Genomic DNA, 26,288 nt, shown 5'->3' with positions numbered 1-26,288 from the left:
ACCCTAAGTATCGCAAGTCGAACGTCATGGCATCGCTGTGCCAAGTTTGAGATGCTGCAACCCTTCGAGTTCACGCGCCGCAGGGGGACGATCGCATCGGCCCTGGTAGAAATGCGCTGAAAAACGGCGGTGGGCAATCCGCCGATGCGGCCCAGCCGTGCCACCGTCCGCTCTCCTCAGGCTGGCCGGCTTTCACTGGCCGTGGCGCGTACAAAATTCAGGTTCATGGTTCCGATGGCGCCGCTCTCGGCGATCTTGAATCCGGCTTCGGTCAGAAGCACCCCTACCGCATCCATGTCGACGTGTCCGTGCCGGTGCAGCCGTGGCAGCCGGGATTGGCGCGCCGGCCTGCCGAAATCGATTAGCAGCAGCCGAGCACCAGGCTTTAACACACGCCGTGCCTCTCGGAAGAAGATCGAGCGAGCGGGCTTCGACAGGTGATGCAACATCAGCGTGCCGACGACGAAGTCGAAATGTTCGTTCGGGAAGGGAATTTCCTGGGCGGTCGCATTGACGAAGTCGATTTCCAGGCCGGCGCGAACGGCTTTGGAGCGCGCCCGGTCGATCATTTTGGCAGACGCGTCCACGCCAGCGACGCTGCCGGCCGGACCGACCAGCCGCTTTGCTGCGATGGCCAGCGTGCCCGTGCCGCAGGCTACGTCGAGCATCGCCTCGCCGGGCTGAAGATCGGCAAGCCTCGGCATACGGTCGCGAAACGGGCCCTCGCGGCCGAATGTCAGCACGCGCGCCAGCAGGTCATAGCCCGCCGCCCGATGTAGGACGATGCCGATGTTTCTCTCGCTGGCGCCATGCGCCCCACTATCGGATCGCTTGAGGCGAAAGCTGCCCCAGAATAGCCGCGCCTGTCAGCATCGCCGTGCGGTCCGGAATTTTGTCGAGCAGTCGCGGGAGGCTAATTGCGGCGATCATGGACCCGCCGCCAAAGGCAGCAAGCGCGAGCGCAGTCTGGCGCTGCGAGAGACCAAACTGACCCTGCACCAGCACGACGGTATTGACGATCACCATGGCGCCGGCCGCGCCCACCGCGAGGTTGAGGGCAAGCAAACCTCGCAGGCGCGGCGTCGCAAGATAGATGCGCAAACCACGTGTCGTGCGATCGTAGATGCCGCGCGGCTGCGACGGTTTCGGGCTCGGCAGCACGACCGAAACCACCAGCGCGGCGGAAGCCAGGAAGCCGATGACCGTGCCCGCGAAAAGGCTATGGAAGCTGATCACCGAAAGCAGGGCCGCAGCCAGCATCGGACTGGCAACGCTTTCGAGATCATATGCCAGGCGTGAGAGGGAAAGCGCGTTCGTGTAATCCTTCTCGTCCGGCAGAACGTCGGGGATTGTGGCCTGGAAGGTCGGCGTGAAGCCGGCTGAGGCCGACTGCAGTATGAAGATCAGGACGTAGACCTGCCAGATCTCGGTGACGAAGGGCAGGAACACCGCGACGCCGGCGCGCACAAGATCGAGCGCCACCAGCATGGTCCGCCTCGGCAGCCGCTCGGCGAAAGCGGCCGCTACCGGCGAGACGCCGACTAGGCGATCATCTTGATGGCGAGCGCGGTGCCAAGCACGGCGCTGCACCCTTGCCGGCGAGATCGAACGCCAGAAGGCCAAGCGCCACTGTCGCGAGACCGGTGCCGATGAGCGCGATAACCTGCGCCATGAACAGATGCCGATAAGTACGGTCGGCAAGGACGCTCAGCATAATATTTCTCTTCTTGATTGGCCAACGGCGTGCAGTATGACCTGCGGTCGTAAGGGTTAGTGATGGTGGCCTTCCGGCGCGGTCGACCCTCTTGAACGCCAGCACCCGGTCCTTTGCCATAAGTCGCTCCCCACCCTCTGGAGGGCACATGTCAACAAGGGACGCTTTCGGGCGGGTACCTGCGCAATCCTATCGTTTCAGCCAGCCGGTTACCGCTCCCCGCCCATCTGGGCCAATCGGCATCCTTGTTCCCCGCGCGGTCGGCTTGAGATATGGTAGCGACATTGGATATGATATATGGGTATTTTGGTGGGCCCGGAGGATGTGCAAGAAACGTTGATTTAATTAACTTTTTCGCGGCAGATATCAGAAGCCTTTCCGCGTTGTTCCGCGTGGCCTCGCAACCGCATAAAGTACAGCTTCGGCTACGTCCAAAAGACGACAGAAAGCATTGCCGCTTTTTGTTCGGTGTCGTGTTTACCTCGTTCGTAAGTCTATTGGGCGACTTGGGACACGGCCGACATCAGTTCCCGCGGGGTTGGCGCCGCAAACATGTATCGCCCGCCCTCTGGAACTTCCGTGAAACTCCAGCGGACGATCCCCTGCCGGTCCAGTAGGAACTGACCGATCAGTTGTCCGTGTCCCGTCGCCATCATCTGCTCGTCGGCTTCGGTCACTTCGTAGTGGTCCTTATTGTCGAGGAATTCGCTGGCCGCAAAAGGATCCATGGGACCGGGCAACTCGCCTGGTATGTCGACCCGCATATTCTTTGCCGCTGCCATCGAGACCTTGTACGGCCAGTTGGTCTCGTCTTGGGTGAATTCGAGATTGGGCAGTCCAAAGGCACGATGCGAAGCGCGTTCAGGGTCGGAAGCCGCAAGCAGATTCGGCATCGGGTGGTAGCGGAAATAGAGTCGCGCCCGCTCGATCGGCGTGTTGACCACCGTCAGGCTCCCGACACCCTTTTCGCGCAGCTCCGGATCAAGCCGCGCCTGAGCGGCGATATGGCGCCGGCAGAACGCGCAATGCAGACCTCGGAAAAGGCCGACCAGCACCGGTTTTTGTCCGCGAAAATCGTCGAGCGCGATCTTGCCTTCCTGGGTTATGGCGTCGAGTACCACGTTCGGCGCACGGTCGCCCGGTTGAAGTGGTACCAAGTCACTCTGCGCGGCCATTTTCCAACCTCCGTCCCGGCTAGTCGAGAAAAGGCAGCACCACAAGCCCTTCCGGGTCGAGCCCGTGCTGGGCGCAAATTCCCTGCGCCAGGGAAAAGTAGCGTTCAGCCTCGGCCAGATTGTCGAGGTCGAGATTGAGCGTCGCGAGGCCATCATAGCACGGAAACAGCAGTTGCGGCTCGCCCGTTTCACGAGCTACGTCCAGCGCCTCATGGAACAAGCCAATCGCCAGTTCCGGACGGCCGTTGCACTGGTGGATCTGCCCAAGCACGATCAACGGCACCGGCAGGTGCTCGCGCTGGTCGAGTGCCCGGTCGATCTCGATGGCCTTCTCGGCAGCGGGCACGCCCTCCGTCGGACAGCGATCCGTGAAGGTACAGCAGGCGACCGCCAGATTGGCGAGCAGGCGCGCTTGGTATCCCAAATCACCAATACGGCGCGCCACATCAAGACCGCGCCGACAGACCTCCATCGCCTTTGTCGGGTCGATGGTCGTGTAAAGCACGCCGAGATTGGTGTAGCCGCGGCAAGCCGTGGCCAGTAGACCGGCAGCTTCGGCCAGTTCGATGCTACGCTCGACTTGGCCAACGGCTTCGCGGTCTCGTCCAAGGCGCGCCAACGCAACAGCCTTGGTATTGAGCGCCTCGGCAGTCACCAGAGTGGCATCACGCCCTATCTCCGACACATGCTCGGTTGTCAGCGTGCGTACGCAATCGAGCGCCGCGTCCGCCCATTTTGCCGCGAGAGCGTTGTCTCCGCTGCGGAACGCCTGTCGGCCACGTTCTTGCCAGAGATGCGCCTGCTCGACCGGGGCATCCGCTCCATCGAGCAGCGCTGCCGCTTCGGCGTAGCACGATTCCGCGTTGTCCCGCTTGCCGACGTCCCAGAGCAGCCGACCGATCTTGCGTAAAACCCGCGCCGAAGCGACTCGATCGGCCGACGTGCGATATGCCTGCAGCACCGTCTCGTAGTGCTGGTGCGCGAGGTCGCGGCGGCCTAACGGGCCGCTCAAATCGGCAATGCGCTCTGCGATTGCCAGTTTGAGCGGTGTTTGCCCTGTCTCGCCCAACGCAATCAGTGCTCGCTCGTAGAAACGAAGGGCGTCGTCGTTGGCGTATATCATGCGAGCGCGATCGCCCGCCGCCTGCAAGTAGTGCGCGCCCCTCTCCCGCTCGGCGCTCTGTGCGAAATGATGACCGAGGGCGGTCAAATCCTCGAGCCGTTCCGGCTTGTCGCCGCACAGTTTCTCCAGGGCAGCACCGACCCGCCCGTGGATGTCGGTCCGGCGTTGCAGGAGAAGGTTCTGGTAGATCACGTCCTGCAGCAATGTTTGCGTAAAGCGGTAGCTTTGCGACGACACCGAGCCCGATCCGGCAACTTCCTCGATGATTTCCGCATCGCAAAGCAGTTCGCAGCCGGCCTCCAGCCGGCCGGGGTCGACCGCCACGGCTTTCAGGAGCGTGGCATCGAAGCGCGGCCCGATTACCGCCGCTTCCTGGGCTAACCGCCGCACCTCCGGGGGTAACCGGTCGACGCGGGCAAGCAACATTGCCTGGATAGTGGCAGGAATGCCGGTTGCGATTTCGCCTGCCGCAGTCCGCCATCGCTGGCCCTCGCGCACCAAGACACCGCGATCGATGAGGCCGCGCACGATCTCCTCGACAAAAAGCGGGTTGCCGCCCGCACGCTCGAGGATCTGGGCGACAAGGCTGCCTGTGGAGCTTACCCAGCTCTCGCCGAAAAGCGCCGCCAGCAGGCGGCGTCCGTCATCGCTGCTGAGCGGCGAAAGCCTGAGCGCTGTGTGGCTGACCCGAGTTGAGTCGAGCTGGTCGTGGTCCGGCGCCGGACGATGCGTGACCAGCAACATCAACCGCGTGCGTTCCAACCTGTCCATCACGAAACGCAGTGCCTCGAGCGACGCGGCGTCGGCCCAGTGCAGGTCTTCGACGACAATCAACAGCGGCGATAAAGCAAGCCGCTGTTCGATGATTGTGCGGACTGCGTAGAGAATTTGCCGACGCAACTGCTCGGGCTCGACGTGCTGCAACGTGGCATCGGGGTCCCCAAGGCCAAGGACATGGTAGAGCAAAGGCATCAGCCGCTTCGCCTCCTCGCCCTGCAGGCCAAGATCGGCGAGCAAGCCTGCAAGCTTGCCCCGCATTTCCTCCCCATTGTCATTTTGCATCATCCCGGCAGCGCTGCGCACCACGGCGCCCAAGGCGCCAAATGATTGTTCCCCCAGCGGTGAGCACGTGGCCTGCCGCACGGCCACGTTGCGAAAACGATCCTCGTCGCCGACGCGGGCGACGAACTCCTTCACCAACCGCGATTTACCGATACCCGCTTCTCCCACGAGGCGGACAAGCTGAGCCGAGCCGCCGCACGCCTGGTCAAGGCTCGCCAGCATTCTATTGAGCTCCGCACCGCGACCTATTATCGGCGCGCTCAGGCCGAGCGCCTCGAGCCCACGCGCTGCACGCGGAGCCGCAAGCGGTGCATCCAGTCGATGGACGAGCACGCTGCCAGCCTTGCCGCGCAGCACGACATCGCCCAGCGACTCATATGAGAACGCATGCCGGGTCAGCCGGTGGGTGAGCTCGCCGACCAGCACCTCACCCGGTGCGGCCAGCGATTGCAGGCGTTGCGCCGTATTCACCGTGTCGCCAGTTACCGAATAGGATTTGGCGGTGCCGATGCCCAATCCTCCAGTAACGACCGGCCCGGTATTTATGCCGACGTGGAGCAGCAGAGGCGAGCCGGAGTGGGAGGTGCTTTCGCTGAGCCGCGCCGTCCGGGCGATCATGTCGAGAGCGGCGCGAAGCGCACGCTCCGGATCGTCCTCATGCGCGACCGGCGCCCCGAACAAGGCGAGCAGCGCGTCGCCAATGAATTTGTCGACGAAACCACCAAAGTTTCGCACGGCCGCCGTCAATTCCTTGAACAAGTCGTTCTGCAGCACTTGCATGACCTCTGGGTCGAGCTGCTCGCTGAGCGTCGTGAAGCCGCAAAGGTCCGCGAACAGAACCGTCACCGTTCGGCGATCGGCGTCAGAGGGGGGATGCAGACCATCTTCGCTTTCAATGTTCGCAAGCAGCGACGGAGTTCGAGAAGGCGGCACAATGGTCCGGCTTGCTGTCGTTGCGGGACGCTCGACGGCCTTTGCGGACGCACGAACGCTGGCCCCACATTTTGGACAGAACTCGAAATCAGGTGCGCAAAGGTAGCCACAACTGGCGCATGGCACGGGCTGGCGCTTGCCACACTTCGGACAGAAGGCGAAACCGCGCTCAACCTCGAAACCGCAGCCCAGGCAGTTCATGGAACAAGGCCTCACTTGCGGCCGTGACGGCGTGATCTCGCTACGCGCCTCACGGCCAGGGTGCTCACAAGGATGGACCGATCGCGGCCGGCCAGCAAGCGGCTGCGCAATTTGTCTCGCCGCGGCGCATCGATTGCGGGCACTGGGCGGTCGGCATGAGCGCTTGCCAAAAGCCTGTCCTCAAGTCTCTTTTGCCTGCCTCCAATCTACCTCGAGCTTGACATAGCGGTGCTGCCATCCGATGCCGTTATTCCGTTTTAGACAGTCGCCGACTCTTGCCGAACAAACCAAAAGCTCGATGAACCAGGTAATCGCCGGCTATTTTTTTTCGGGACCCTTGTTCTCCCTTCCAAACAGGCGGGGAAGACGGCGTGGCACATAAACCCCTGGTTTCAATCGTGGTACCTGCGCACAATGCGGAGGCGACGCTGCCGCGCGCGCTCGATAGCCTGCTCGAACAGGAAATGGCCGATTGGGAAGCGACCATCGTCGACGACGCCTCCACGGACCGCACTCCCGCGATCATCGCCGCATATGTAGAGCGCGATGCCCGGTTTCGGACGTTGACCTCTTCCGCCAAGAGCCCCGCCCGCGCACGCAACAGCGGGATTTCGACAGCGCGCGGCCAATGGCTCATGTTTCTGGACGCGGACGATTGGGTGGACGCCAGCTTCCTTGCGAAAATGCTGGCCGCGCTGAAAACCGCTCCCGATGCGGTGGCCGCCTATTGCGGTTCCCGGCGCGTGATGCCCGACGGCGCGCTCACCCCGGCGAGCATCTCGCCGGAGGTTGCTGTCCAGCCCTTCGAAACATTCGCCCGCCGATGTGCCATCCGCACGCACGCGCTGCTCGTAGACCGGGAGACTATCGTTAAGTTGGGCGGTTTCGATGCGTCGCTGCGCACCTGCGAGGTCTGGGATCTATGGCAGCGCCTCGCACGTCTCGGCAAAAATTGGGTGATGGTCGACGAGCCGCTCGCTTATTATCGGATCAGCCTGAACGCGCTCTCTCGCAATTCGACGCAGATGCTGGCAGATGCGGAAATCGTTATCGCCCGCGGCTTTTCTCCTGATCCGCGCATCAAACACCCCGCATCGGCTCATGCCAGTGGGGCGATCGAGGTCAACGGCGGCACCGCTGCCGAAGCACTCGCGTGGTTTGCGTTGTGGAACGCTGCGTCGGATTGCAGTCGAGGCTCGCTCTCGGTCAACCCGCGGTCCCTTCGCGCGCTCCCGGCAGGACGCAAGCGGGCGCGTGAGATCGCCGAAGTGGTCCTCGATGGCCTTATGGAGGGAAGCCTGTCGGTGCCGGCGCAAATGGCAGCCAGGTGGAATAGATTCGGCGGGGCCATCACCAAGTTGACCACCGAACTCGGCAAGCTCTACGGCGATCCCGGAGCGGGTCGCCGCGTCCAGTATCACCTTGAGCAAATGCTTCTCGACGCCGACGACCTTGCCGTGCCGCGCAAACTGGGGCTGACACTCGGACTTCGCGTCGACGCTCGGAATCCGATCTCGACCGAACTCCCGGAAGGAATCGATCAAATTTATGCCTTCCTGATGATGGAAGGCCAGATCGCGGCGCGCGTCCAGTTCGGCGCACTCGGGACCGTGACAAGACGTCATTGGTTCGAATTGGCGCTCAATTTCGTGCCCGCTGAGCGGCCTGTACGCCGGCCTGTTCGGGACAGCCACTTCGGCAAACTCGCGCAATTGGCCGCGCAGGCGCGGGAGCTGATTCGGTCGAGCGCCGAAGTTAGGGAGCCTCCTCCAGCGTCGCGGCGCGCACGGGCCAAGGATGGGCAAGACGATGATCGCACGTCGTTCTGGAATCGCTATTTCGCGACCGAGGATCCCTGGAACTACGGTTCGCCCTATGAGCAGGAAAAATATGAGCGTCAGCTCGAAATTCTGCCTGCCGGTCCCATCGGACGGGCGCTTGAGCTGGCTTGCGCGGAGGGCCACTTCACGCGGCAGTTGGCGCCGCGAGTGAACCATCTGACCGCAACTGACATCTCCGCCATAGCTATCGAGCGCGCGCGCGCGCGGTGCGGCGATCAGCCTAATATCGAGTTCGGCGTATTGGATTTCATGGCGGATACGCTGCCGGATGAAATGAATCTGATCTTCTGTTCGGAAGTGCTCTACTACCTGGATGATCTCGCCGAGTTGCAACGCTTCGCCAAAAAAGTCGTTGAGGCGTTGGCGCCTGGCGGCAGCTTGATCACCGCACACGCCTTCGTGCTGCGTGACAATCCTCAGAGGACCGGCTTCGACTGGAACACCTTCGGTGCGCAAGCGATCTCGGAGACGCTCGCAGGGACGGAAGGCCTCGTCCTCGAGCAATCGATTGAGACCGAGCTCTATCGCATAGACCGTTTCCGCCGTCTGTCGCCAAGCGACGTGGCGACGGAACCAATGATCGAACATGCGCCAATCCGCGCGCCCGTCGGAATAGGAGTCGCGCGAAATATCGTCTGGGGCGGGGCGCGGGCCTTGCGCCGCGACGTCGCACGCAGCGAGCGGCGGCAGCGCATCCCTGTCCTCATGTATCACAGCGTCGCCGACGACGGTCCGGCCACGCTCGCCCGTTTTCGGTGCATGCCCGCCGCATTCGCCAGCCAGATGGCATGGCTGCGCGCCAATGGCTTTCACGCGATCAATTCCGAGCAACTGGAACGGTTCATCGCCAACCGTCAGCCTTTCGTTGGCCGCCCGGTGCTCATCACATTTGATGATGGTTTCCAGAACTTTGCCGACCAGGCATGGCCGATCTTGCGCGCGAACGACCTGACCGCGGAAGTGTTCCTGGTGACGGACCTGGTGGGTGAAAGCGCACTATGGGACGCCGTCAGTGGTCCGCCGACGCCGCTTATGGACGCCGGGACGGTGCGACGCCTCGCCGGCGAAGGTGCATTCTTCGGAAGCCATCTGGCGACGCATCGCGCGATCGATGGTCTGTCGACTTCCGAGCTGGCCGCCGAGCTCCTTCGCTCTCGCATGTTCGTCGAACGATGGACCGGTCGGCCAATCGCGACGTTCGCGGCACCCTACTCTGTTACCGACCGACGGCTTGGCCGGCTGGCCAGGGAGTGCGGCTATCAAGCCGGCTTCGGCGGTAGACACGGGCCGGCCGACCTCGATTGCGATCCCATCGACCTTCCGCGCATCGAGATTCGTGGGGATCGCTCGCTCGATAGCTTTGTCGCCATTATCGAGGCCGTGCTCGGATGAAGCGGCCGGCCCACCGACGGGCCCCTCGCTTCCGGTTTATGCGCCCTAGAGCAATGCCACGAACAGTGTGAGCGGTTTTTCGTCCGGAATTGCGTGTCGTGGTCGAGCCCGACGCTCACTTGGGATGCAGCGTCAAGCCGTGGCGCCATCGGCTTGCGGATGAACACGTCGCGCGACAGGAGATTCTCCATCACCTTCAGCGCGGAGACGCCGTCGCGGCCGCAGTCGATGGACGAAATTGATCGCCGACGGCAAAGGTTTCAGGACATTCTGCCGGGCGACGGCCGCAATGCGATCGCGGCCAGCGGCCACGCGCCGCCACGGAGCGTAAATAGTCCTGATCGGCAAGCGCCTCGAGACCGGCAATCTGCGCCATGCGGCTGACGCCGTAATGGTTGCGGGGCACAGCTCGCTTGAGAAATGGGGCTTCTTGCTAGCCGTGGGCCGGCTGGCGCAAGCTAGATTGCGTTGTTGTCGGCGTAACCAGAGGGCGCTGGCTTGCCTGAAAGCACCGGCTGCTCGTGGAGGTGACTGGATTCCGCCGGTTCTTTTTGCTAGCAGACGCCATGAACAATCGTCTGCCGCCTGCCTGGTCCAAGCACCTCAAGTCTGGCCCTACGCCAAGACTCAGATTGCCACAGGCAACCCCACCACAGCCGAGCCTCCAGAAAACGAATTCGCTTGCCCGCGCGCAGGCCGACGACGCGTTGCTGATGAAAGCCTACGAACATCAGCAAGCCAAACGGCTCAGTGAAGCCCAGGATCTGTGCTTCCAGGTGCTGGAGCGGACACCAAACCATCCGCTCGCCCTCTACATTATGGGCACCGTTTGCCTTGGCTACGACGATGAGGCGGCATTGCGCTATTTCGGACGTGCGATTGCCGAGGAGCCCAGGAACCCTTATTACCATCTCAGCCTCGGCGAGGCCTACGGCAAGCTGAGTGAATATTCGGCAGCGATCAACCATATTCAGTATGCCCTGGAAGTGCAGCCTGATCTCGTGGAGGCCCTTTGTGCCTTGGGGCGCATTTACACCCAGTTCGACAAACCCGGTCTGGCTTTGCCACTCTATGAAAAAGCGCTGAAAGTCAACCGCGATCATCCTAAGGCGCGGATCGGAATAGCGGCTGCGCTCACCGGCCTTGGGCGCATGGATGAGGCAGCCTCCTATCTCAAGGAGGCGATCGAACGCCGCGTCGACGTGGCGACAGCCTACTACGACCTCATGCAAACCCGAAAGTTCACGGAGGAGCCCGCCGAATACCAGGCGATAGTTCGGGAACTGGACAGCCCGGGGCTTAAGCCGGAGGCCAGAGCCAGCCTTAACTATGCCGCCGGGAAGGTGGAGAACGACCTCAAGCGCTATGCGGAAGCCTTCGATCACTTCAAGAAAGCGAAGCAGGCGGAAGGTTACAAGTTCGACATCGATCAGTACCGTCGCTTCATAGACCTGACGATTGAGACCTTCACGCCGGAGCTGTTTGCGGCGAGGTCTGGCTATGGAAACCCTTCCGAAGCGCCTGTGTTCGTGGTGGGCATGCCGCGCTCGGGCACTACGCTTACCGAACAGATCTGCGCAAGCCATCCCGAGGTTCACGGGGCGGGCGAGTTGAGCAAACTAAGGCGGGTGGCGAATGCGATCGGTCTGCAACACTCTGCCTCGGATCTCAGCAAGCCGATCACGACGGTCACCGAAAGTTTGTCCAAGACGTTGGCCGAGGAGCATCTGTCCTATCTGCGGGAGCGTGCTCCGACCGCGCAGCGCATCATCGATAAGATGCCGCACAATTTCGAATTGATCGGCCTGCTTACGCTTCTGTTCCCGAAGGCGCGCATCATTCATTGCCGCCGCGATGCAATCGACAACTGCGTATCGTGCTATGTCCTGCCCTTCAGCTCGGCGCACAGCTACAACACGGACCTGCAGGCGCTCGGCCTCTACTATCGCGAGTACGACCGCTTGATGCGTCACTGGAACGAGGTGTTTCCTGGCCGCATCTTCGAGAACCGCTACGAGACCCTTGTCGAAGACCAGGAGGCGCACTCGCGCCGGCTCATCGATTATCTCGACCTGCCGTGGGATGATGCCTGCTTGCGCTTCTTCGACAGGGAAGGCGCCGTCACCACCCCCAGCCGCTGGCAGGTTCGCCAGCCGATTTACAAATCCTCCGTGAAGCGCTGGAAGAACTATGAAAGCGAGATCACTCCTCTGATCGAAGCCTTGGGTGACTTGGCCGATACCTGATCTTCGGTAAAGCCGCGATCGGAGTGTGGCAGAGCACCGGGGTGGCACCGCGCTAAAAGCGCGTCGCCGGCTTCGATTTTCATGACCGGTATGGATGCTACCACCGCGAGCCGATTCGGCAAACAGCTGTCAGCCGAGCCTGACCTAATTACTTTAAGGCGCGTCGCGATCTTTCAGATTCTTCCGTGAAACGGTGAAACGCTCTAGGTCGCCTTGATCGCTGCCCTGCCGATCTTGCGCCATCGGGCGTTTTCGCGAACCAGTTTCAGGTCGTCTGTCGTCTCGCTAAATGTCCGCAATCGGTATCGCCGGAGCAGGTCCGGGAAGAGCTCCCCTTCCGGCAGGCCGGCCAACTGCTCGCGGACCGAGATCTTTTCATCGATGACCCGCATGCCCCAGGCATTTTCCTGAATCTGCAGCTCCGTAGCCAAGTCGCGCTCTTCCGGGACGTTTTCGTCTAGTGCAGCCAGCAGGATCGAGTGGAAAAGCGCTACATAGCCAATCTGCCTCAGGCCGCCCACCACCCGCACCCGTGGCAATATGGCGAGGATGAGGAACATCAGGAACAGGTTCGGCACGAGCACGCCGTCGAGCAGCGCCTGCTTGAGATGCTCCCGCTCGAACGGGACGGAAAGACCATGCGGCCTGTCAGGCTCGATCAGGTGCCCGTTCTTGAGGACAAGCCTGCGAACGCGCTCCTCGCGGATGCCCCAGAAATAGTCCGTGGCATTAGGCAGGAATCTGCCAAATGGGCCCGATGCGGCCTCTTGCAAGGCTTGATCGAGACGCTGGCGTCTTGCGGGTTCGATGAGCAGCCTCGAAAGAAGGCTGCCGTCGTATTCAAAATGCCGTGCCAAGGCAGAAGCGGCGAGCCGATCATCGATGAAGACGGGGACGGCCATGCCGGAACGATCCCAATTGGCGACCAGATCTTCGTTAAGTGCTGCGATCGCATCGGCGGCGCACCCAAACACCTTGTCCTGACTAGCAAGCAGTGTGCCTAGCCAGCGGCTGGCATCCGTTTGATCGCCGACTGCCAGGAGCGCACGCTGGTTGATGGAGACGGGGCCGGCCACGCAGGCGCTTTTACGGCACAGTTTGTGGCGCCCCATGCCAAACAGGTTGACCTTGTCGTCGCCGACATCGAGCCATCCCGGCCCTTCCCGCCCAACTGTTTCCATGGTCATTGTCGTTCCCATGAAATTGACGAAGGCCGATAGGCCGTTTTCCACCGCGCCAAGCCAGGCAAGCAGGAAGGCATCGAAGGTGATCCGGTCCATCAGAAGCAGGCAGTGCAGACCGGACTGAATCACCGGTCTATGCTCGAATTCTTCGAGGACCTTGCCGATCTCCTCAGGCTGCATGATCGCACCGAGGCGCTGACGTAGGACGTCGCGCAAGATCGAGCGGGCAGCGATTGCCGGGCCCGATACAGGCCTTGCCACCGGCCGCCACAGATGGCGGGCGTAGTCGGAAACCGGTGAATGCCAGTTTTGCTCGATGTCGCGCGCGACTTCCGGGCAGAGCAGCGATAGCACAGCCAGAATTTCCGCCGGAGGCATAGGGGTTGGATCAACGACAGCGGTCATTGGTCCCGTCTAGCCGCATGTGGTGCAAACGCCAAGGGAAACGGCGAATCTTAGAACCGCAGTCGGGCCATGCTCAGGAGATCGTGGTACTGCCCGTCGGTAAAGCCGGCCTTCACATGCCGACCTTCGACCTCGAAGCCCTGGCTCGTGTAGAGGCGGACGGCCGGTACGTTGTCGGCATAGACGGTCAATTCGACCCGCTTCAGCGCCCGCCATTTATCGGCCACGTCAAGCAGCGCGCCGAGTATGGCAGAGCCGATGCCTTTGCCGACAAACGCATCATCAAGGCCGATATTGATCTCGCCGACATGCGAACGGCGCGGCGAACCCTGCACGACCAGGTTGCCATGGCCAACGACCTTGCCCTCCAGCTCCGCAACGATCCAGGTAGTCTCCTGGCCGGACTTGGCGATGCGCCGCTCCACCTGCTCCACCCTCTCGAAGGGCATCCTGAGAGTTCCCCAACGATAGCCCGGCATGTTGAAGATAGCGCAAAGCGCCTCCGCATCGCTTGGCCGGACAGGTCGGAGCCGCGGCTGAATTTTCTCGGAGGATGGCGAGGTCTTGCTGGTCATGGCGTTCCCGGCTGGAGCAATTCCAGGAAAAGTGTAAGCGGTTTTCCGGCCGGAATTGCGTCAGAACAAAGAGATAAGCAATTCGCCGTTTCCTGTGAAACGGTGAAATGCTCGAAGGCAATCGGCCCGGCACGATAGACGTCACCCGGAAATCCAATCGTCTCCGCAATCTATGATGCCGGGTGCGAGCTAAAATACCGGAAAGCGGCGTAGAGTTTGAAGACGCCGCTGAAACCGATCCAGCCGAAAAGGGCGAGCCAGCACAATGTCCCGATTGCCGTCCAGTCGATCCGGTGCACCGTAGCGTCGGTGACGATGAGGCCGAGAATGGCAAGCAGGCCAACCAGAAATTGCGCCAGCCCGAGAACCAGCAGTTCCTCACGCGGAGCGTTTTTCCAGAGGAGATACACGCCGCCGGCGCCGGCGAGGAAGATGGCGCTGTAGACCTGAGCGTGGAAGGGATCGACCGGCCACGGCCAGCTGCTGCTGACCACCCGGGGAAACAGCAGCATGCCGACGCCGTATAGCCCAAGGATCGCCGTTTCCGTTGACATGTAGCCGCGCCATGCGGGGGTTAAGGCCAGTCCTTTTGCCGCAGGACGGGCCCTGGCCCGCCACAGGAACAGCCCGGATACCGCGGCCGAGACAAGATAGACCAAGAACCAGAGCCAGGCCGCTTTTCGTTCGAAGTTGAAATAGCCCAGATTGATGAACGAAGCCGCCGACACGATGACTGTGAAGATGAAGGCCATGACCAGCACCAGCCTGCCGGGCGACCAGCGATTCCAGAACAAGAGCGCCGCCATCACGGCCATTTCGACGGTATAGAAGCCGCCGAGGAAGCGGGCGCTGAACGGCGTGACGGGCCAGGGCCAGCGCGGCTTGACCAGGGCGGGCGCGAAAAACAGCCCGGCGCCCACGATCAGGACGACAATGACAGCCGCGGAGAAAAGGCGCAGGGCCCCTGGAAATGGCGGATTGTCGGATTTCGGCATGGGAGAAGCCCCAAAATCGATGCCCATGCGCCATCATAGTGCCGGTTGGAGTCGGAGAAAATCCGTCGAACGGAAATCGACCTCGCCGTGCTTGTCTATTCGAATTGGCCGTACGGTCCGTTTCGAAGTAAAATGCGTCATTCGGACCAAGCGCGGTCCGGTCAACACGCCCCCGGGCGCATTTTTCCGGAGCCTTTACCATGAACGAAGCTCAGGATCTGTTCTCGCTTCTGCGGCAATCTAGCGATGTCGATCCGATGGCGATCGACGCGATCAAGCGGACCATCGCGGAGGGCGAGGACCGCGAGCTTTGCCGTATCAATGTACCGGCCTTCGCCAGCAAGCATGGCCTCGACGAGGAGCGCGCCATCGGCGCCTTTCTCCACGCGGCGCGGGTGGGCGTCTTCGACATCTCCTGGAATGTCCTGTGCCCGGGCTGCGGCGGCGTGCTCGACACCAACGCCACGCTGAAAACCGTGCAGAAGGACGAGTACACATGCGCGCTTTGCGCCACGGGCTATTCGCCGACCCTCGACGAGATGGTCGAGGTGACATTCACCGTCAGTCCCCGCATACGCAGAATCGCCGCCCACAATCCGCATGAGCTGCCGTCGCTGGAATATTTCCGCCAGATCTATTGGGCGTCCGGCGTCGATCTACCCGATGAAGACTTCGCGAGTATCATGGAAGATATCTCGCTGGAGGACATCGAGCTTGCGCCCGGTGAAAAGGCGGTTCTAACAGTACAGCTTCCGTCCGATTTCATCATCGTCTTCGAGCCGGTTACCCATTCGGTGCAGTTCATCGACGTAAAGGGTGAGCCGACAAAGGAGCGCCGAAGCCTTTTGTTGGTGTTCGACCGCGACCACGTCCAGAGCCAGACGCTGGAGATGCAACCTGGGCCGTTGCGCATTTCGCTTGAGAACAGGACCGACACACGCGTGCTGCCGACGGTCTTCATCGCCGGCCAGGGCTTGCACGATCTGCTGGGCAAACGCCGGCCCTTCCTCACAGCCAAGCGCCTGCTCACCAACCAGACGTTCCGCGATCTCTATCGCACGGATACGCTCGACATCAACCAGCGCCTGAAGATCACCAGCCTGACCTTCCTGTTCACCGACCTACGCGGATCGACCGCGCTTTACGAGCGGGTGGGCGACCTTTCGGCCTTCGATCTCGTGCGCGCGCATTTCCAGGTTCTGCACGAGATCGTCGCGGCTGAAGCTGGCGCGGTGGTGAAGACGATCGGTGATGCGGTGATGGCGACGTTCGCGACGCCTGACCGTGCGATTGCCGCGGCCCTCAGGATGCGCGATGCCATGCGTGCGCTCAACGACAAGAGCGGGCGCGAGGATCTGCTGCTCAAGATCGGAATCCATGCCGGTCCCTGCATCGCAGTGTCCATGAACGAGCGACAGGACTATTTCGGCCAAACAGTCAACATTGCTTCGAGGGTCCAGAACCTTGCTAACGCACAGGCGATCTTCGCCACTCATGCGGTAGTCGATGACAATCTCACCGCCGATCTATTGCACAGGAAGGCGCTGACGCCCGTGCCCCACGAGGTCTCGCTGCGTGGCATTGAGCGGGAGATAGCAGTATATACGATCCCCTGAGACTTGGGTCGTCTCTGCCTCTCACACCCGCCTATAGATAAAATAACGGTCGGGAGGCACCGAAGGCGGCGGCGGAAGGGGTTGCAACAGCGGGTGATCGAGCGGCGTACCGCTGACCGCGAAGCCGCCGACCCGAAGCAGGCGCGCAATCAGGTCGGGAAGCCATGTCGAGATCACTGCATCGCGATCTTCATATCCGGTGCCGATGTCGGCATGAACAAGTGGGGCATCGATGCCGATGAACTTGATCGCCGTCTCGCGTATATCGCCAAGCACAATATTTTCAGCTTCGGGAATTGAGCTGGCGTGTGCGCCAACTTCGCGGTCGAACGCCACGATACGGCGTCCGGGCAAGAGCTCGCGCAGATGATGGAACGTCCGTCCATTGCCGAGGCCCAGCTCGAGCACAGGCCCTTCCATCTCGGCCACCTCGGGGCAGATTTGGTTGAGAATGTCGCGCTGTGAGGTCATCCTGCTGATGAAATTGTCGAGGCGAGACATATGCGTTTGTGTGTCCTGAACCAGCTGGAGAGATCGGCAATGCCCGGGACCGGAACGGTTCGCGGGTGAACCCGGAGGGCGACGTAATAAACCCCGATCGAGCCTCGCGGCATATAGAGGGGATCTATGAACGCTGCAACAACCGAAAACCTGCGCACAGCGATCATGCCGGGTGGAGTCGGCAGCCCGGCGTAGGGCGCAACGCGATGTCACTTGTAGGGGTCTGCCGCGTCCCGAAGGCCGTCGCCGAGGAAGTTGAATGCCAGGATCACGAGAATGACGGGGAGGATCGGCAAAAGCAGCCATGGATAGAACGCGATCACGCTAACGCTGCGCGCCTCGGTGAGCAGGATGCCCCAGCTGGTTATCGGGGGCCTCAGGCCGAGCCCGAGGAAGCTCAGCGCCGTCTCGCCCAGGATCATGCCGGGGATGGAGATCGTCGCCGTCGCGATCAGATGCGACATGAAGCCGGGAATGAGGTGCCGCCGGATAATGCGGCTGCTGCTGGCGCCCATCAATTGCGCGGCCAGAACGTAATCCTCCTCGCGCAGGGCTAGAAGCTTCGAACGCACGGCCCGCGCCAGCCCGGTCCAGTGGAGCAGCCCGAGGATGACGGTGATGCCGAAATAGATCAGGATCGGACTCCAGGTTATCGGCATGATCGCCGCCAGAGCCAGCCATAACGGAATGCTGGGAATTGATTGCAGAACTTCGATTATCCGTTGAACGATCAGGTCGAACATACCGCCATGATAGCCGGCCAGTCCGCCGATGACGATGCCGAGCAGAAAGCTGAAACCGATGCCGACAAGGCCGATCGTCAGTGATATGCGTGCGCCGTAGATGATGCGCGAGAGCACATCGCGCCCCAGCCTGTCGGTGCCGGCCAGAAAGAGCTGGCCGTTTTCGGCAGGGCAGACAAGATGCCTGTCACCTTCGATCAAGCCCCAGAATAGGTACCTGTCGCCCTTGCAGAAGAAACGAATCCGCTGAATGTCATCCTGCCTGTCCATATAGTTCCGCTTGAGGGTTTCCATATCCAGCCTCATTTGGCGGCCATATACGAACGGCCCGATAAACCGGCCGTCGTGGAACAGGTGCACCCGCTGCGGTGGCGAATAGATGTAGTCCATGTTGCGCGTGTGCAGGTTGTAAGGCGCCAGGAACTCGCAGATCAGGATCCCAAGATAAAGCGCTGCGAGGAATATGCCGGATATGAGGGCAAGCCGGTGCCGTCGGAATTTCCACCACATCAGCCGCAACTGCGACGCCTGGAATACTTTCGACTGCTCAGGCGTCATCGCCTCGACTGAGTGCAGGTCGAAGGGCGCAATGGAAACGTAGTGTTGCAGTGGAGCTCCCGGCGCGGGCAGCGGCGATTGCGTGTTCATTTGGTGCTGCCGCCCTGCAAACGAATTCGCGGATCAAGCAGCGCCAGCGCCAGGTCGGAAATCAGTACACCGATGACCGTCAGGAAGGCCAGGAACATCAGGAACGATCCTGCCAGATACATATCCTGGCTTTGCAGCGCCCTGATCAGCATCGGCCCGGTCGTTTCCAAGGACAGCACGATCGCGGTGATTTCGGCGCCGGAGATGATGGCCGGCAGGATGGAGCCTATGTCTGAAATGAAGAAATTGAGCGCCATGCGCAGCGGATATTTGACCAGCGCCTTGAAGGGATGAAGGCCCTTGGCGCGCGCGGTCACGACATATTGCTTGTGAAGCTCATCGAGCAGATTGGCGCGCACCCGCCGGATCATGCTCGCCGTGCCACCGGTGCCGATGATCAAGACCGGGATCCACAGATGGGCGAGGATCGACTTCGCCTTGGCCCAGCTCATCGGCTCGCCGAGATATTGCTGGTCCATGAGATGTCCGATGGACGTGCCGAACCAGATGTTGGCGAAATACATCAGGATCAGCGCCAGCATGAAATTCGGAATGGCAAGGCCGAGAAGGCCGAGGAAAGTCAGACCGTAGTCGCCCCAGCTGTATTGATGGGTGGCTGAGTACATGCCGATCGGAAAGGCGATGAGCCAGGTGACGATGATCGTGACGAAGGAAACCAGCACTGTCAGCCACATTCGGTCCCCGACGACGTCGCGAACCGGCAGCTCGTACTCGAACGAATAGCCGAAATCGCCATGCAGCATCCCGCCGACCCAGTAGAAGTAGCGAATGACCGGCGGCTTGTCGAAACCATACTCCTTGCGCATCATCTGGATGCGATCGGAATCCACCGCTTCGCCCTGAGCCCGAAGCTCTGCAACATAGCTGTCGAAATAGTCGCCTGGGGGAAGTTCGATGATCGTGAACACCAGCGCCGATATGATCAGCAGCGTTGGAACCATCACAGCAATGCGCCAGACAATATATCGAAGCACGCTCAGGACGCTCCAAGCCAGAATGTGTCCATCATATAGACACCGAAATAGGCGGTCGGGTCGTAGCCGTAGAGCGCCTTGTCAGGCAGATTGCGCAACCGCGAGGACGCCAGAACCGGCTGATGCGTTCCGTTCACCGTGCCGATCGAAAAGACCTGATCGGTGTAGATCGACAGCATTGAATTCCAGATCTCGGTGCGCTCAGCGGCTCCGGTCGAAGCGTTCCAGCGTTTGAGCAAAGCCATCAACTCCACGACAGGCGGAAGATCTGGGGCCTCGCCGAGCGTCCCATGGGACAGGTAGTGAGAACCCCACAGCGGCCATTGCAGCTGGTCGTCCATGGTGGGAGCCAACTGGTACGGATTCATGTCGGCGGTCGGCACGCCATTGTCGATGCCCGACCATATCGACATCATGATCTCGCCGCCAAGCGCGCGGCTGCGGAAGATGTCGCGCTGCGAAGTCCGGACGAACAGGGCGATGCCGATCTGGCGCCAGTGATCGGTGATAAGTTCGAGCGCGTCGGTTTCCAGCGTGCTTTCGCCAGCCGTTTCCACAATGATTTGCGCCGGGCGTCCATCGGGAAGTATCCGCAGGCCGTCATCGTCACGCCTCTGAAGCCCGACCTCATCGAGCAGCGCATTGGCCTGCTCGGGATCATGGGCGACCCAGGCTTTCGCGAGTTCCGGCCGGTAAAGCGGGCTCTCCGGCAGGACCGTATCGGCACTTTCCTGCGCCAATCCGTAGAACACCGCCAAATTGATCTCGCGCCTATCCACAGCAAGCGAAAGTGCGCGACGCACGCGCACGTCGCGAAAAAGGCCACGCCACACCAGGTCGGCACAATTCAGATTGGGCAGTAGCGCCAGCCGCGAACCCTGTGTGCGTTTCCACAGATGCATCTTGACCGGATAACGCTTCTCCGCATCCTTCAGGAATGAATAATCGGAAAAGTCAATTCCCATGCATTGCAGGTCGCTCTCGCCTGCACCGGTCTTGGCGGAAATGATCGCCGACGAGCTGACATTCATGACCACCCGGTCAACATAGGGCAGTTGCCGGCCATTCTCGTCTATTCGATGAAAGAACGGGTTCCGCTCGAAGATGAACTGCTCGGCCGGCGGCTTGGTCCGGTTCAGCCAGGGATCGAGCGTCGGCAGTTCAGGATTCTCCGGGCGATACTGGCGCGACATGCGGATATGCAGGAGCGTCCATTTCTTGGCCCTGTTCTCCTCCATCAGGCCGGCAAGCCGGAATGGGTCCTGGTATTTCTTGTGGAACTGCTTGAGGTAGGCGGCCGGCAGAACAAGCGAGAGCAGCGAAGCGCCAGCCAGCTTCGGGAGGAAGTCGGGATTAGGCGCATCCCAGCTATAGCGGACCGTCAGCGGATCGACGATCTCGAAGCGTGGCGGCTTGCCGTCCGCCAACAGGGTCGGGGGAAGCCCGCCTTGCGTAAGCTCATCGTTCAGCCAGACGTCTTCCCAGCAATAGCGAAAGTCCTCCGGCGTCAGCAAGCTGCCGTTAGACCATTTATGTCCTTCCCGTATCTTGAAAGTGAAGACGCGATCGTCCGCCACGTCGAAGCTTTCGAGAATGTCGGGTTGCAGGTTGAGCTTTTCGTCATAGCCGACCAGGCGAGCATATCCGTAGATGGTCATCATCCGGATATCTTTCTGGCTGCCGATGATCGTGCGCAGCGTGCCGCCATACTGGCCGGGCTGCCGGCCGATCGCAGCGAGGTTCACCACGCGCGGCCTCTTGGGCAGGCGTTCGGCGAGTGCCGGCAGCGCCAGGGCCTTCAGCAGCGGCTGAAGAAATTCCGGCTCCAGATCGCCGGCGTGCAATGTGCTCGGCACAAACGCCGAAGCCATGAGCCCAAGGATGGCGCGCCGGCTGATCAATGGCGTAGCTCGTTCGCATCGGCCGAGCGTCGGGCCAGAACGAGATGGCCGCCGCCAAGGTCGAGCGGCGACAGCACGTCCGCTTCGCCCTCGTCGCGGAATTGCGGTCCCCAGGCGCTGGTGTCGGAAGCGCCGCTGAGCTTCAGCGTCTTGAAATCCATCGGTCTGTCGAGGTCGGGGAAAGGTACCGCGGCGACCAGTGAGCGCGTGTAGGGGTGGATCGGTTTCCTGAGCAGGATCTCGCGCGGCGCAAGCTCGACGATACGCCCGCCGCACATCACCGCGATGCGGTCTGCCATGTAATCCACCACCGCCAGGTTATGGGATATGAACAGATAGGTAAGGCCCAGCTCCTTCTGCAGATCCTTCAGAAGGTTCAGGATCTGCGCCTGGACAGAGACATCGAGCGCCGAAACCGGCTCGTCGCAGATCAGCAGTTCAGGCCCCAGCGCCAACGCGCGCGCGATGCCGATACGCTGACGCTGCCCGCCGGAGAAACTGTGCGGATAACGCTTGATGAAGCGCGGATCGAGCCCGATTGCCTGCATCAGGCTCTTGACCGTGGCGAGTCGGGACGCGGCATTGCCACGTTGATGAATTTCCAGCGGCTCGCTCAAGATGTTCTCCACCGTCATGCGAGGTGAAAGCGAGGAAACCGGATCCTGGAAGACCATCTGGATTTTCGCGCGCAGCATGTGCAAGGCCTTGCCCTCGCCGGCCAGAACGTCGATCGGTCCCTCGCGGCCGTTGAAGATCACTGAGCCGCCGCTAGGGGTGACAGCCCGCATGAGGATCTTGCTGACGGTGGTTTTGCCGGAGCCGCTTTCGCCGACCAGACCCAGGCACTCACCCCGCCTGATATCGAAGCTCACGCCGTTGACGGCGCGAACAGAGGTTTGATGATCTCCGCCGAACCATCCGGACTTGCGGATGGTGAAGGTCTTTGTCAGACCCCTGACCGACAGCAAGAAGTCGTCCGGCCCCTTCGATACCGGCGCAGTCTGCTTGCCGAGCAGGTTTCCGACATTCACCGGCACCTCGCGCAGCGCCTTTAGTCGTTCGCCAGGCTTCAGGTCGAAATGCGGAACGGCTGCCATCAGGCCCTTAAGGTAAGGATGGCCTGGCCGGCGGAATATCGCCTCGACGGGTCCCGCCTCCATGATCTCGCCGTGGTAGATGACCACCACCTCGTCGGCGACATTCGCGACCACGCCGAGGTCGTGCGTGATCAGCAGCATCGCCATGTTCAGCTTGGTCTGAAGGCCGCGCAGCAATTGCAGGATTTGCGCCTGGATGGTGACGTCCAACGCTGTCGTCGGCTCATCGGCGATCAACAGGGCGGGCCGGCAGATAAGCGCCATCGCGATCATGGCGCGCTGACGCAATCCTCCCGAAAGTTCGAAGGGATACATGTCATAGGCGCGCTTGGGATTGGGGAAGCCGACAAGGCTGAGCATTTCCTCGGTCCGCGCCCTGCGCTCTGCCCGGGCCATGGACGTATGAATCTGCAGGGATTCGCTGACCTGGTTGCCGATCGTGTGCAGCGGCGACAGCGATGTCATCGGCTCCTGAAAGATCTTGCCGATGCGGCTGCCTCTCAACGCGCGGATTTCGGGCCCGTCGCGCGACATCTTGAGAATATCCTGCCTCGTGCCGGGCTTTTCAGGATCGGAAAACAGGATCCGGCCACGAACATGGGCTGTGTTCGGCAAAATGCCCATTACGGCCTGGCTGAGAACCGATTTTCCGGAACCTGACTCCCCCACAAGCGCGGTAACCTTACCGGGCAGGACGCGAAGATTTGCGCGCCTGACGGCATGCAACGGCCCCCCCATGATGGGAAAAGCGATGCCAACGTCTTCGATCCGCAGCAGATCGACACCCGAATTCATTCTTACACCAGCCCCACTCTGGCAGCTCCATGAAGCGAGACTAGCGCATTGCCAGCGCAGAGCAACTTGGATTCGAAGCGGTCGTCAGGGGCGGAACCGACGACCGAACTGGCTACCACAGCCGATCGGCCCAGATAGGTGGGGGTTACTGGAGCTTACTCCGGTCGCCCGCCGTCATGCGCGCGGCATCGCGATGAAGCAGCATGACCTGCTCGGCGTCCGATCTTCGGACGTGAATCGGCTCCGGCGCACCGTCTTCATCGGGTGCGAGAGCTCCCGACAGATCGGGTGAAAGCACCGTCAGCTTCTGCTTGATGCCAACCAGTTCCTCGTGGCCGAGCGTCAGCCAGCTGTGGGCGCCGCAATAGCCGGCGAAGTCTTTGCTGGCCAGAACGCTGTGCGGATATTTCTTGGTGAGGGTCTGGAGGCGCTGGACCTCGTTCACAGCCGAGCCGAAGACAGAGAATGTGAGCCGGTCGGTAAGCCCGACATTGCCGAACATCACATTGCCGACATGCAGCCCGATACCAAATTTGATGTCGGACAACCCCTGCTCCTTTCTGCGCAGGTTGAGATCCATCATACGCGCGCTGGCCTTGTGCGCGGCCGCAAGCGCAGCCTGGCAGGCGATCTCGGACTGCGAACGGTGCCTTTCGCAAGGGTAGACGGCAATGAAGCCATCACCAATGAAACTCATGATCTGCCCGCCATTGCGATTGAAAGGTGCGGCAACGGCGTCAAAAAACTGGTTCAGCGTATCGATATAGATTTCCCGGCCGGAGGTTTCGGCAAGCCTCGACGATCCTCGCATATCTCCCATTACCAATGCGGCCCGGATTGTATCGCCCTCGCCGCGCTTGATCTGGCCGTCAAGCACGCGCCTGCCAGCGTCGCCGCCGAGATAGGTGGTCATCATGTTGTCGGCGAGCTTGGTGAGTACCGCCATCTTGGTGGCGATAGCGAGATGGCTCTGGATGCGCAGCAACGCCGAAATCATGCTGTCGGTGAAGCCCGCGGCGCTGTCGGTTGACCAGGACCCCATCATGCCCTGACTGGTGTTGCCGCTGAAGGGATGGACGAAAGCCATGTAGTCGGTGATGCCCATAAGCCGGAGGTCGTCGAAAACAGGAAACTCCGACACCACAGGCGGGTCGAGCCGGCGTCGCAGATGATCGAGCTTATTGCTGAGCAGATGGTAGTATGGGCTGGTCAGGAATCTTTCAGACGGCACGCCGGCCTCCTTGCGGAAGCCTTCCACTTCCATGCCCTGGCCGCGAACCCAGGTGAAGCCAAGCGCGTCATAAAGCGGATGGAGCATCGAGAAGCTCAAATGCACCCGCTTCAGCGGCAGGCCGGCAGCAGCCAGCCGTTCGCAAAAGCCATTTACCAATGTTTCCAGGTCGTTGCCCGCCAGCGCCGATTGGTTCAGCCAATCGGCAACCTTATCCATGAGAGTGATGGAAATTTCTGCGTACGATGTGCTCATTCGATCTCGAAACCCCTCGAAGACGGAGCCATTATTCTCTGATCTGCAGTTCGCCGACGACCCAACGATAAGACACCCGAAGTTAACAAGGCCGTCCTCGGGGCGAAGCGGCGAAGAATTTCCCCGATGACTATCCTTGCGGGAAAGGGGAAGGCGTAAAGGCATCTGTGTTCCGTGCCGTTATGTGGCGAGGCAGCCGGCGGAGCGCAACCACGATCCTGATACCGCCTAAGAAATTCGCCGGCTCAGATGCCATCAGGCCTTCACCACCGTCTCCCGGTCCAGCCCGAGGCGGCCAAAAACATTGCGCGTGTCCACGATCAAAGGAGCATGATCAGCGATCGTCTGATAGTCGATTGCGTCGTGGTCGGTTGCAACGACGACAGCATCGAAAGCCTTCAGGGTCGCCTCGGTCAATTCGATCGAGCGGCGCCCCTTGATCGCCATATGCTCGCGTGTGGTCGGTATCTCGGTGACATGCGGATCGTGGAATTCCGCCTTGCCGCCCCAACCCTCGATGAGTTCAATGAGCCGCAATGAAGGGCTTTCGCGGATATCGGGCACATTCTTCTTATAGGCGAGCCCGACGATGAGAATGCGCGAGCGGCTGAGCGCCTTGCCGCAGCGCCGGTCCAGCGCCTTCGCCAATTCATCGACCACATGACGCGGCATGGCCGTGTTGATCTCTGCCGCCAGCTCGATGAAGCGGGTCGGCAGTTCGTATTCGCGCGCCTTCCACGTCAGGTAGAAGGGATCTATCGGAACGCAGTGCCCGCCAAGCCCCGGGCCAGGATAGAACGGCATGTAGCCGAAGGGCTTGCTCTTTGCCGCCTCGATGACTTCCCAGATGTCGATGCCCATCGCACCGAGCACGACCTTCAACTCGTTGACGAGAGCGATGTTGACCGAGCGGAAGATGTTTTCCGTCAGTTTGACCGCCTCGGCGGTCGCGGTGGTGGAAACCGGAACGACGGTCTTGACCACGCCATGGTAGAAAGTCTGCACGAGCGTCGCCGCTTCAATCCCGTCGCCTGCCACGACCTTAGGGATCGTCGCGACTTCAAAGCTGCGGTTGCCGGGGTCCTCGCGTTCGGGCGAGAAGCCGAGGAAGAAGTCTATCTTCGACCGCAAGCCGGTTTCTTCCAGTATGGGCTTGATCACGTCGTCCGTGGTGCCGGGATAGGTGGTCGATTCCAGCACGACGAGCTGGCCGGGACGCATATGCTTGGCGATGGTGCTTGCCGTGGTCCTTACAAAGGAGAGATCCGGCTCACGGTTTTTTGTCAGCGGTGTCGGTACGCAGATGATGATGACCTCGCAGACGGCCAGTTCCGCAAAATCCGCAGTGGCGCGGAACCGTCCGCTCGCCACCTGGCCGGCAAGGGTGGTCGAGGTCACCGCCTCGATGTAGGATTGGCCGTTGTTCAGGCTATCGACCTTATGGGCTTCGATGTCGAAGCCCGAAACCGGGAAGCCGGCGCGTGCGACCGCAACAGCCAGCGGCAATCCGACATAGCCCAGTCCGATCACGCCGACTTGCGCGGCGCGCGTCGAAATCCGGTTTAGAAGATGGTCGTATATCGATCGTGAGGCGTCCAAAAATCTGCTTCCCGTCAATTCGGACAGGCTGTCCGTTCCATGGCGAGGCTCATTAGGCTCC

At 61.2% G+C, this 26,288-nt stretch carries 16 protein-coding genes and 2 pseudogenes; 3 read left to right on the top strand and 15 right to left on the bottom strand.

Going from position 1 to position 26,288, the window contains the following annotated elements:
• Positions 1–176: 176 nt before the first annotated feature.
• From LB565_RS20530 to LB565_RS20515, 4 genes and pseudogenes are all read right to left on the bottom strand, one after another.
• Entirely contained in the window at positions 177–785 is a 609-nt protein-coding gene (locus tag LB565_RS20530) for a class I SAM-dependent methyltransferase (protein WP_318012181.1), read from the bottom strand.
• A 64-nt stretch (positions 786–849) separates the two neighbouring features.
• Positions 850–1,714, bottom strand: a pseudogene (locus LB565_RS20525) (MFS transporter); the annotation flags it as partial.
• A 494-nt stretch (positions 1,715–2,208) separates the two neighbouring features.
• On the bottom strand, positions 2,209–2,889 hold the full coding sequence (locus tag LB565_RS20520) for a redoxin domain-containing protein (RefSeq protein ID WP_224587149.1): 681 nt from the start codon (positions 2,887–2,889) through the stop codon (positions 2,209–2,211).
• Positions 2,890–2,908: 19 nt separating this feature from the next.
• Positions 2,909–6,208 (bottom strand): ATP-binding protein, encoded by a 3,300-nt coding sequence (locus LB565_RS20515; RefSeq protein ID WP_224587147.1) that lies wholly within the window; start codon positions 6,206–6,208, stop codon positions 2,909–2,911.
• Between the two features lie 371 nt (positions 6,209–6,579).
• On the opposite strand from LB565_RS20515, the gene LB565_RS20510 reads away from it, so the two are divergent.
• Entirely contained in the window at positions 6,580–9,441 is a 2,862-nt protein-coding gene (locus LB565_RS20510; protein WP_224587145.1) for a glycosyltransferase, read from the top strand.
• 95 nt (positions 9,442–9,536) lie between these two features.
• On the opposite strand, the pseudogene LB565_RS20505 reads toward LB565_RS20510, so the two are convergent.
• Positions 9,537–9,841 (bottom strand): annotated as a pseudogene (locus tag LB565_RS20505) (pyridoxal phosphate-dependent aminotransferase); the annotation flags it as partial.
• A 166-nt stretch (positions 9,842–10,007) separates the two neighbouring features.
• Here LB565_RS20505 and LB565_RS20500 point away from each other — a divergent pair.
• The gene (locus LB565_RS20500) at positions 10,008–11,687 is read left to right on the top strand and encodes a tetratricopeptide repeat-containing sulfotransferase family protein (protein ID WP_224587144.1); all 1,680 of its coding nucleotides are present in this window, start codon (positions 10,008–10,010) and stop codon (positions 11,685–11,687) included.
• 203 nt (positions 11,688–11,890) lie between these two features.
• On the opposite strand, the gene LB565_RS20495 is transcribed toward LB565_RS20500, so the two are convergent.
• The 3 genes from LB565_RS20495 to LB565_RS20485 all read right to left on the bottom strand — a co-directional run bounded on the left by LB565_RS20495 (position 11,891) and on the right by LB565_RS20485 (position 14,873).
• Positions 11,891–13,276: a hypothetical protein gene (locus LB565_RS20495; protein WP_224587142.1), complete on the bottom strand. Its 1,386-nt coding sequence runs from the start codon at positions 13,274–13,276 to the stop codon at positions 11,891–11,893.
• Between the two features lie 50 nt (positions 13,277–13,326).
• The gene (locus LB565_RS20490; RefSeq protein ID WP_224587139.1) at positions 13,327–13,851 is read right to left on the bottom strand and encodes a GNAT family N-acetyltransferase; all 525 of its coding nucleotides are present in this window, start codon (positions 13,849–13,851) and stop codon (positions 13,327–13,329) included.
• Positions 13,852–14,021: 170 nt separating this feature from the next.
• Positions 14,022–14,873: a hypothetical protein gene (locus tag LB565_RS20485; RefSeq protein WP_224587137.1), complete on the bottom strand. Its 852-nt coding sequence runs from the start codon at positions 14,871–14,873 to the stop codon at positions 14,022–14,024.
• A 173-nt stretch (positions 14,874–15,046) separates the two neighbouring features.
• Between LB565_RS20485 and LB565_RS20480 the strand changes: the two genes are divergently transcribed.
• Positions 15,047–16,462 carry an adenylate/guanylate cyclase domain-containing protein gene (locus LB565_RS20480; RefSeq protein WP_224587135.1) on the top strand — a complete coding sequence of 472 codons (1,416 nt, stop codon included), beginning with the start codon at positions 15,047–15,049 and terminating at the stop codon, positions 16,460–16,462.
• A gap of 21 nt (positions 16,463–16,483) precedes the next feature.
• Here LB565_RS20480 and LB565_RS20475 read toward each other — a convergent pair whose 3' ends face one another.
• The 7 genes from LB565_RS20475 to LB565_RS20445 form a co-directional block, all read right to left on the bottom strand.
• Complete coding sequence (locus LB565_RS20475) at positions 16,484–16,963, bottom strand: class I SAM-dependent methyltransferase (RefSeq protein WP_224587133.1); 480 nt, start codon at positions 16,961–16,963, stop codon at positions 16,484–16,486.
• A 209-nt stretch (positions 16,964–17,172) separates the two neighbouring features.
• Positions 17,173–18,354, bottom strand: a complete 1,182-nt coding sequence (locus LB565_RS20470) for an ABC transporter permease (protein WP_224587131.1) — start codon at positions 18,352–18,354, stop codon at positions 17,173–17,175.
• Positions 18,351–19,349 carry an ABC transporter permease gene (locus LB565_RS20465; RefSeq protein ID WP_224587129.1) on the bottom strand — a complete coding sequence of 333 codons (999 nt, stop codon included), beginning with the start codon at positions 19,347–19,349 and terminating at the stop codon, positions 18,351–18,353. Before LB565_RS20465 ends, LB565_RS20470 begins: the two co-directional genes overlap by 4 nt.
• 2 nt (positions 19,350–19,351) lie before the next feature.
• Complete coding sequence (locus LB565_RS20460; RefSeq protein WP_224587127.1) at positions 19,352–21,250, bottom strand: ABC transporter substrate-binding protein; 1,899 nt, start codon at positions 21,248–21,250, stop codon at positions 19,352–19,354.
• On the bottom strand, positions 21,247–23,142 hold the full coding sequence (locus tag LB565_RS20455) for an ABC transporter ATP-binding protein (RefSeq protein ID WP_224587125.1): 1,896 nt from the start codon (positions 23,140–23,142) through the stop codon (positions 21,247–21,249). Before LB565_RS20455 ends, LB565_RS20460 begins: the two co-directional genes overlap by 4 nt.
• A gap of 145 nt (positions 23,143–23,287) precedes the next feature.
• The gene (locus LB565_RS20450) at positions 23,288–24,628 is read right to left on the bottom strand and encodes an adenylate/guanylate cyclase domain-containing protein (RefSeq protein ID WP_224587232.1); all 1,341 of its coding nucleotides are present in this window, start codon (positions 24,626–24,628) and stop codon (positions 23,288–23,290) included.
• Between the two features lie 255 nt (positions 24,629–24,883).
• Positions 24,884–26,227 (bottom strand): nucleotide sugar dehydrogenase, encoded by a 1,344-nt coding sequence (locus tag LB565_RS20445; RefSeq protein WP_224587123.1) that lies wholly within the window; start codon positions 26,225–26,227, stop codon positions 24,884–24,886.
• Positions 26,228–26,288 lie beyond the last annotated feature (61 nt).

Origin of the sequence: Mesorhizobium sp. CA14, assembly GCF_020165195.1 — a bacterium.
Taxonomy (GTDB): domain Bacteria; phylum Pseudomonadota; class Alphaproteobacteria; order Rhizobiales; family Rhizobiaceae; genus Mesorhizobium.
Note: the sequence above shows the minus strand (reverse complement) of the source record. Positions and strands in the feature narration are given on the sequence as shown.

Bases quoted from the DNA above. Each gene is read 5' to 3' on its own strand.
- LB565_RS20520 (WP_224587149.1), bottom strand. From the start codon at position 2,889: ATGGCCGCGCAGAGTGACTTGGTACCACTTCAACCGGGCGACCGTGCG.
- LB565_RS20515 (WP_224587147.1), bottom strand. From the start codon at position 6,208: ATGAACTGCCTGGGCTGCGGTTTCGAGGTTGAGCGCGGTTTCGCCTTC.
- LB565_RS20500 (WP_224587144.1), top strand. From the start codon at position 10,008: ATGAACAATCGTCTGCCGCCTGCCTGGTCCAAGCACCTCAAGTCTGGC.
- LB565_RS20495 (WP_224587142.1), bottom strand. From the start codon at position 13,276: ATGACCGCTGTCGTTGATCCAACCCCTATGCCTCCGGCGGAAATTCTG.
- LB565_RS20490 (WP_224587139.1), bottom strand. From the start codon at position 13,851: ATGACCAGCAAGACCTCGCCATCCTCCGAGAAAATTCAGCCGCGGCTC.
- LB565_RS20485 (WP_224587137.1), bottom strand. From the start codon at position 14,873: ATGGGCATCGATTTTGGGGCTTCTCCCATGCCGAAATCCGACAATCCG.
- LB565_RS20480 (WP_224587135.1), top strand. From the start codon at position 15,047: ATGAACGAAGCTCAGGATCTGTTCTCGCTTCTGCGGCAATCTAGCGAT.
- LB565_RS20475 (WP_224587133.1), bottom strand. From the start codon at position 16,963: ATGTCTCGCCTCGACAATTTCATCAGCAGGATGACCTCACAGCGCGAC.
- LB565_RS20470 (WP_224587131.1), bottom strand. From the start codon at position 18,354: ATGAACACGCAATCGCCGCTGCCCGCGCCGGGAGCTCCACTGCAACAC.
- LB565_RS20455 (WP_224587125.1), bottom strand. From the start codon at position 23,142: ATGAATTCGGGTGTCGATCTGCTGCGGATCGAAGACGTTGGCATCGCT.
- LB565_RS20450 (WP_224587232.1), bottom strand. From the start codon at position 24,628: ATGAGCACATCGTACGCAGAAATTTCCATCACTCTCATGGATAAGGTT.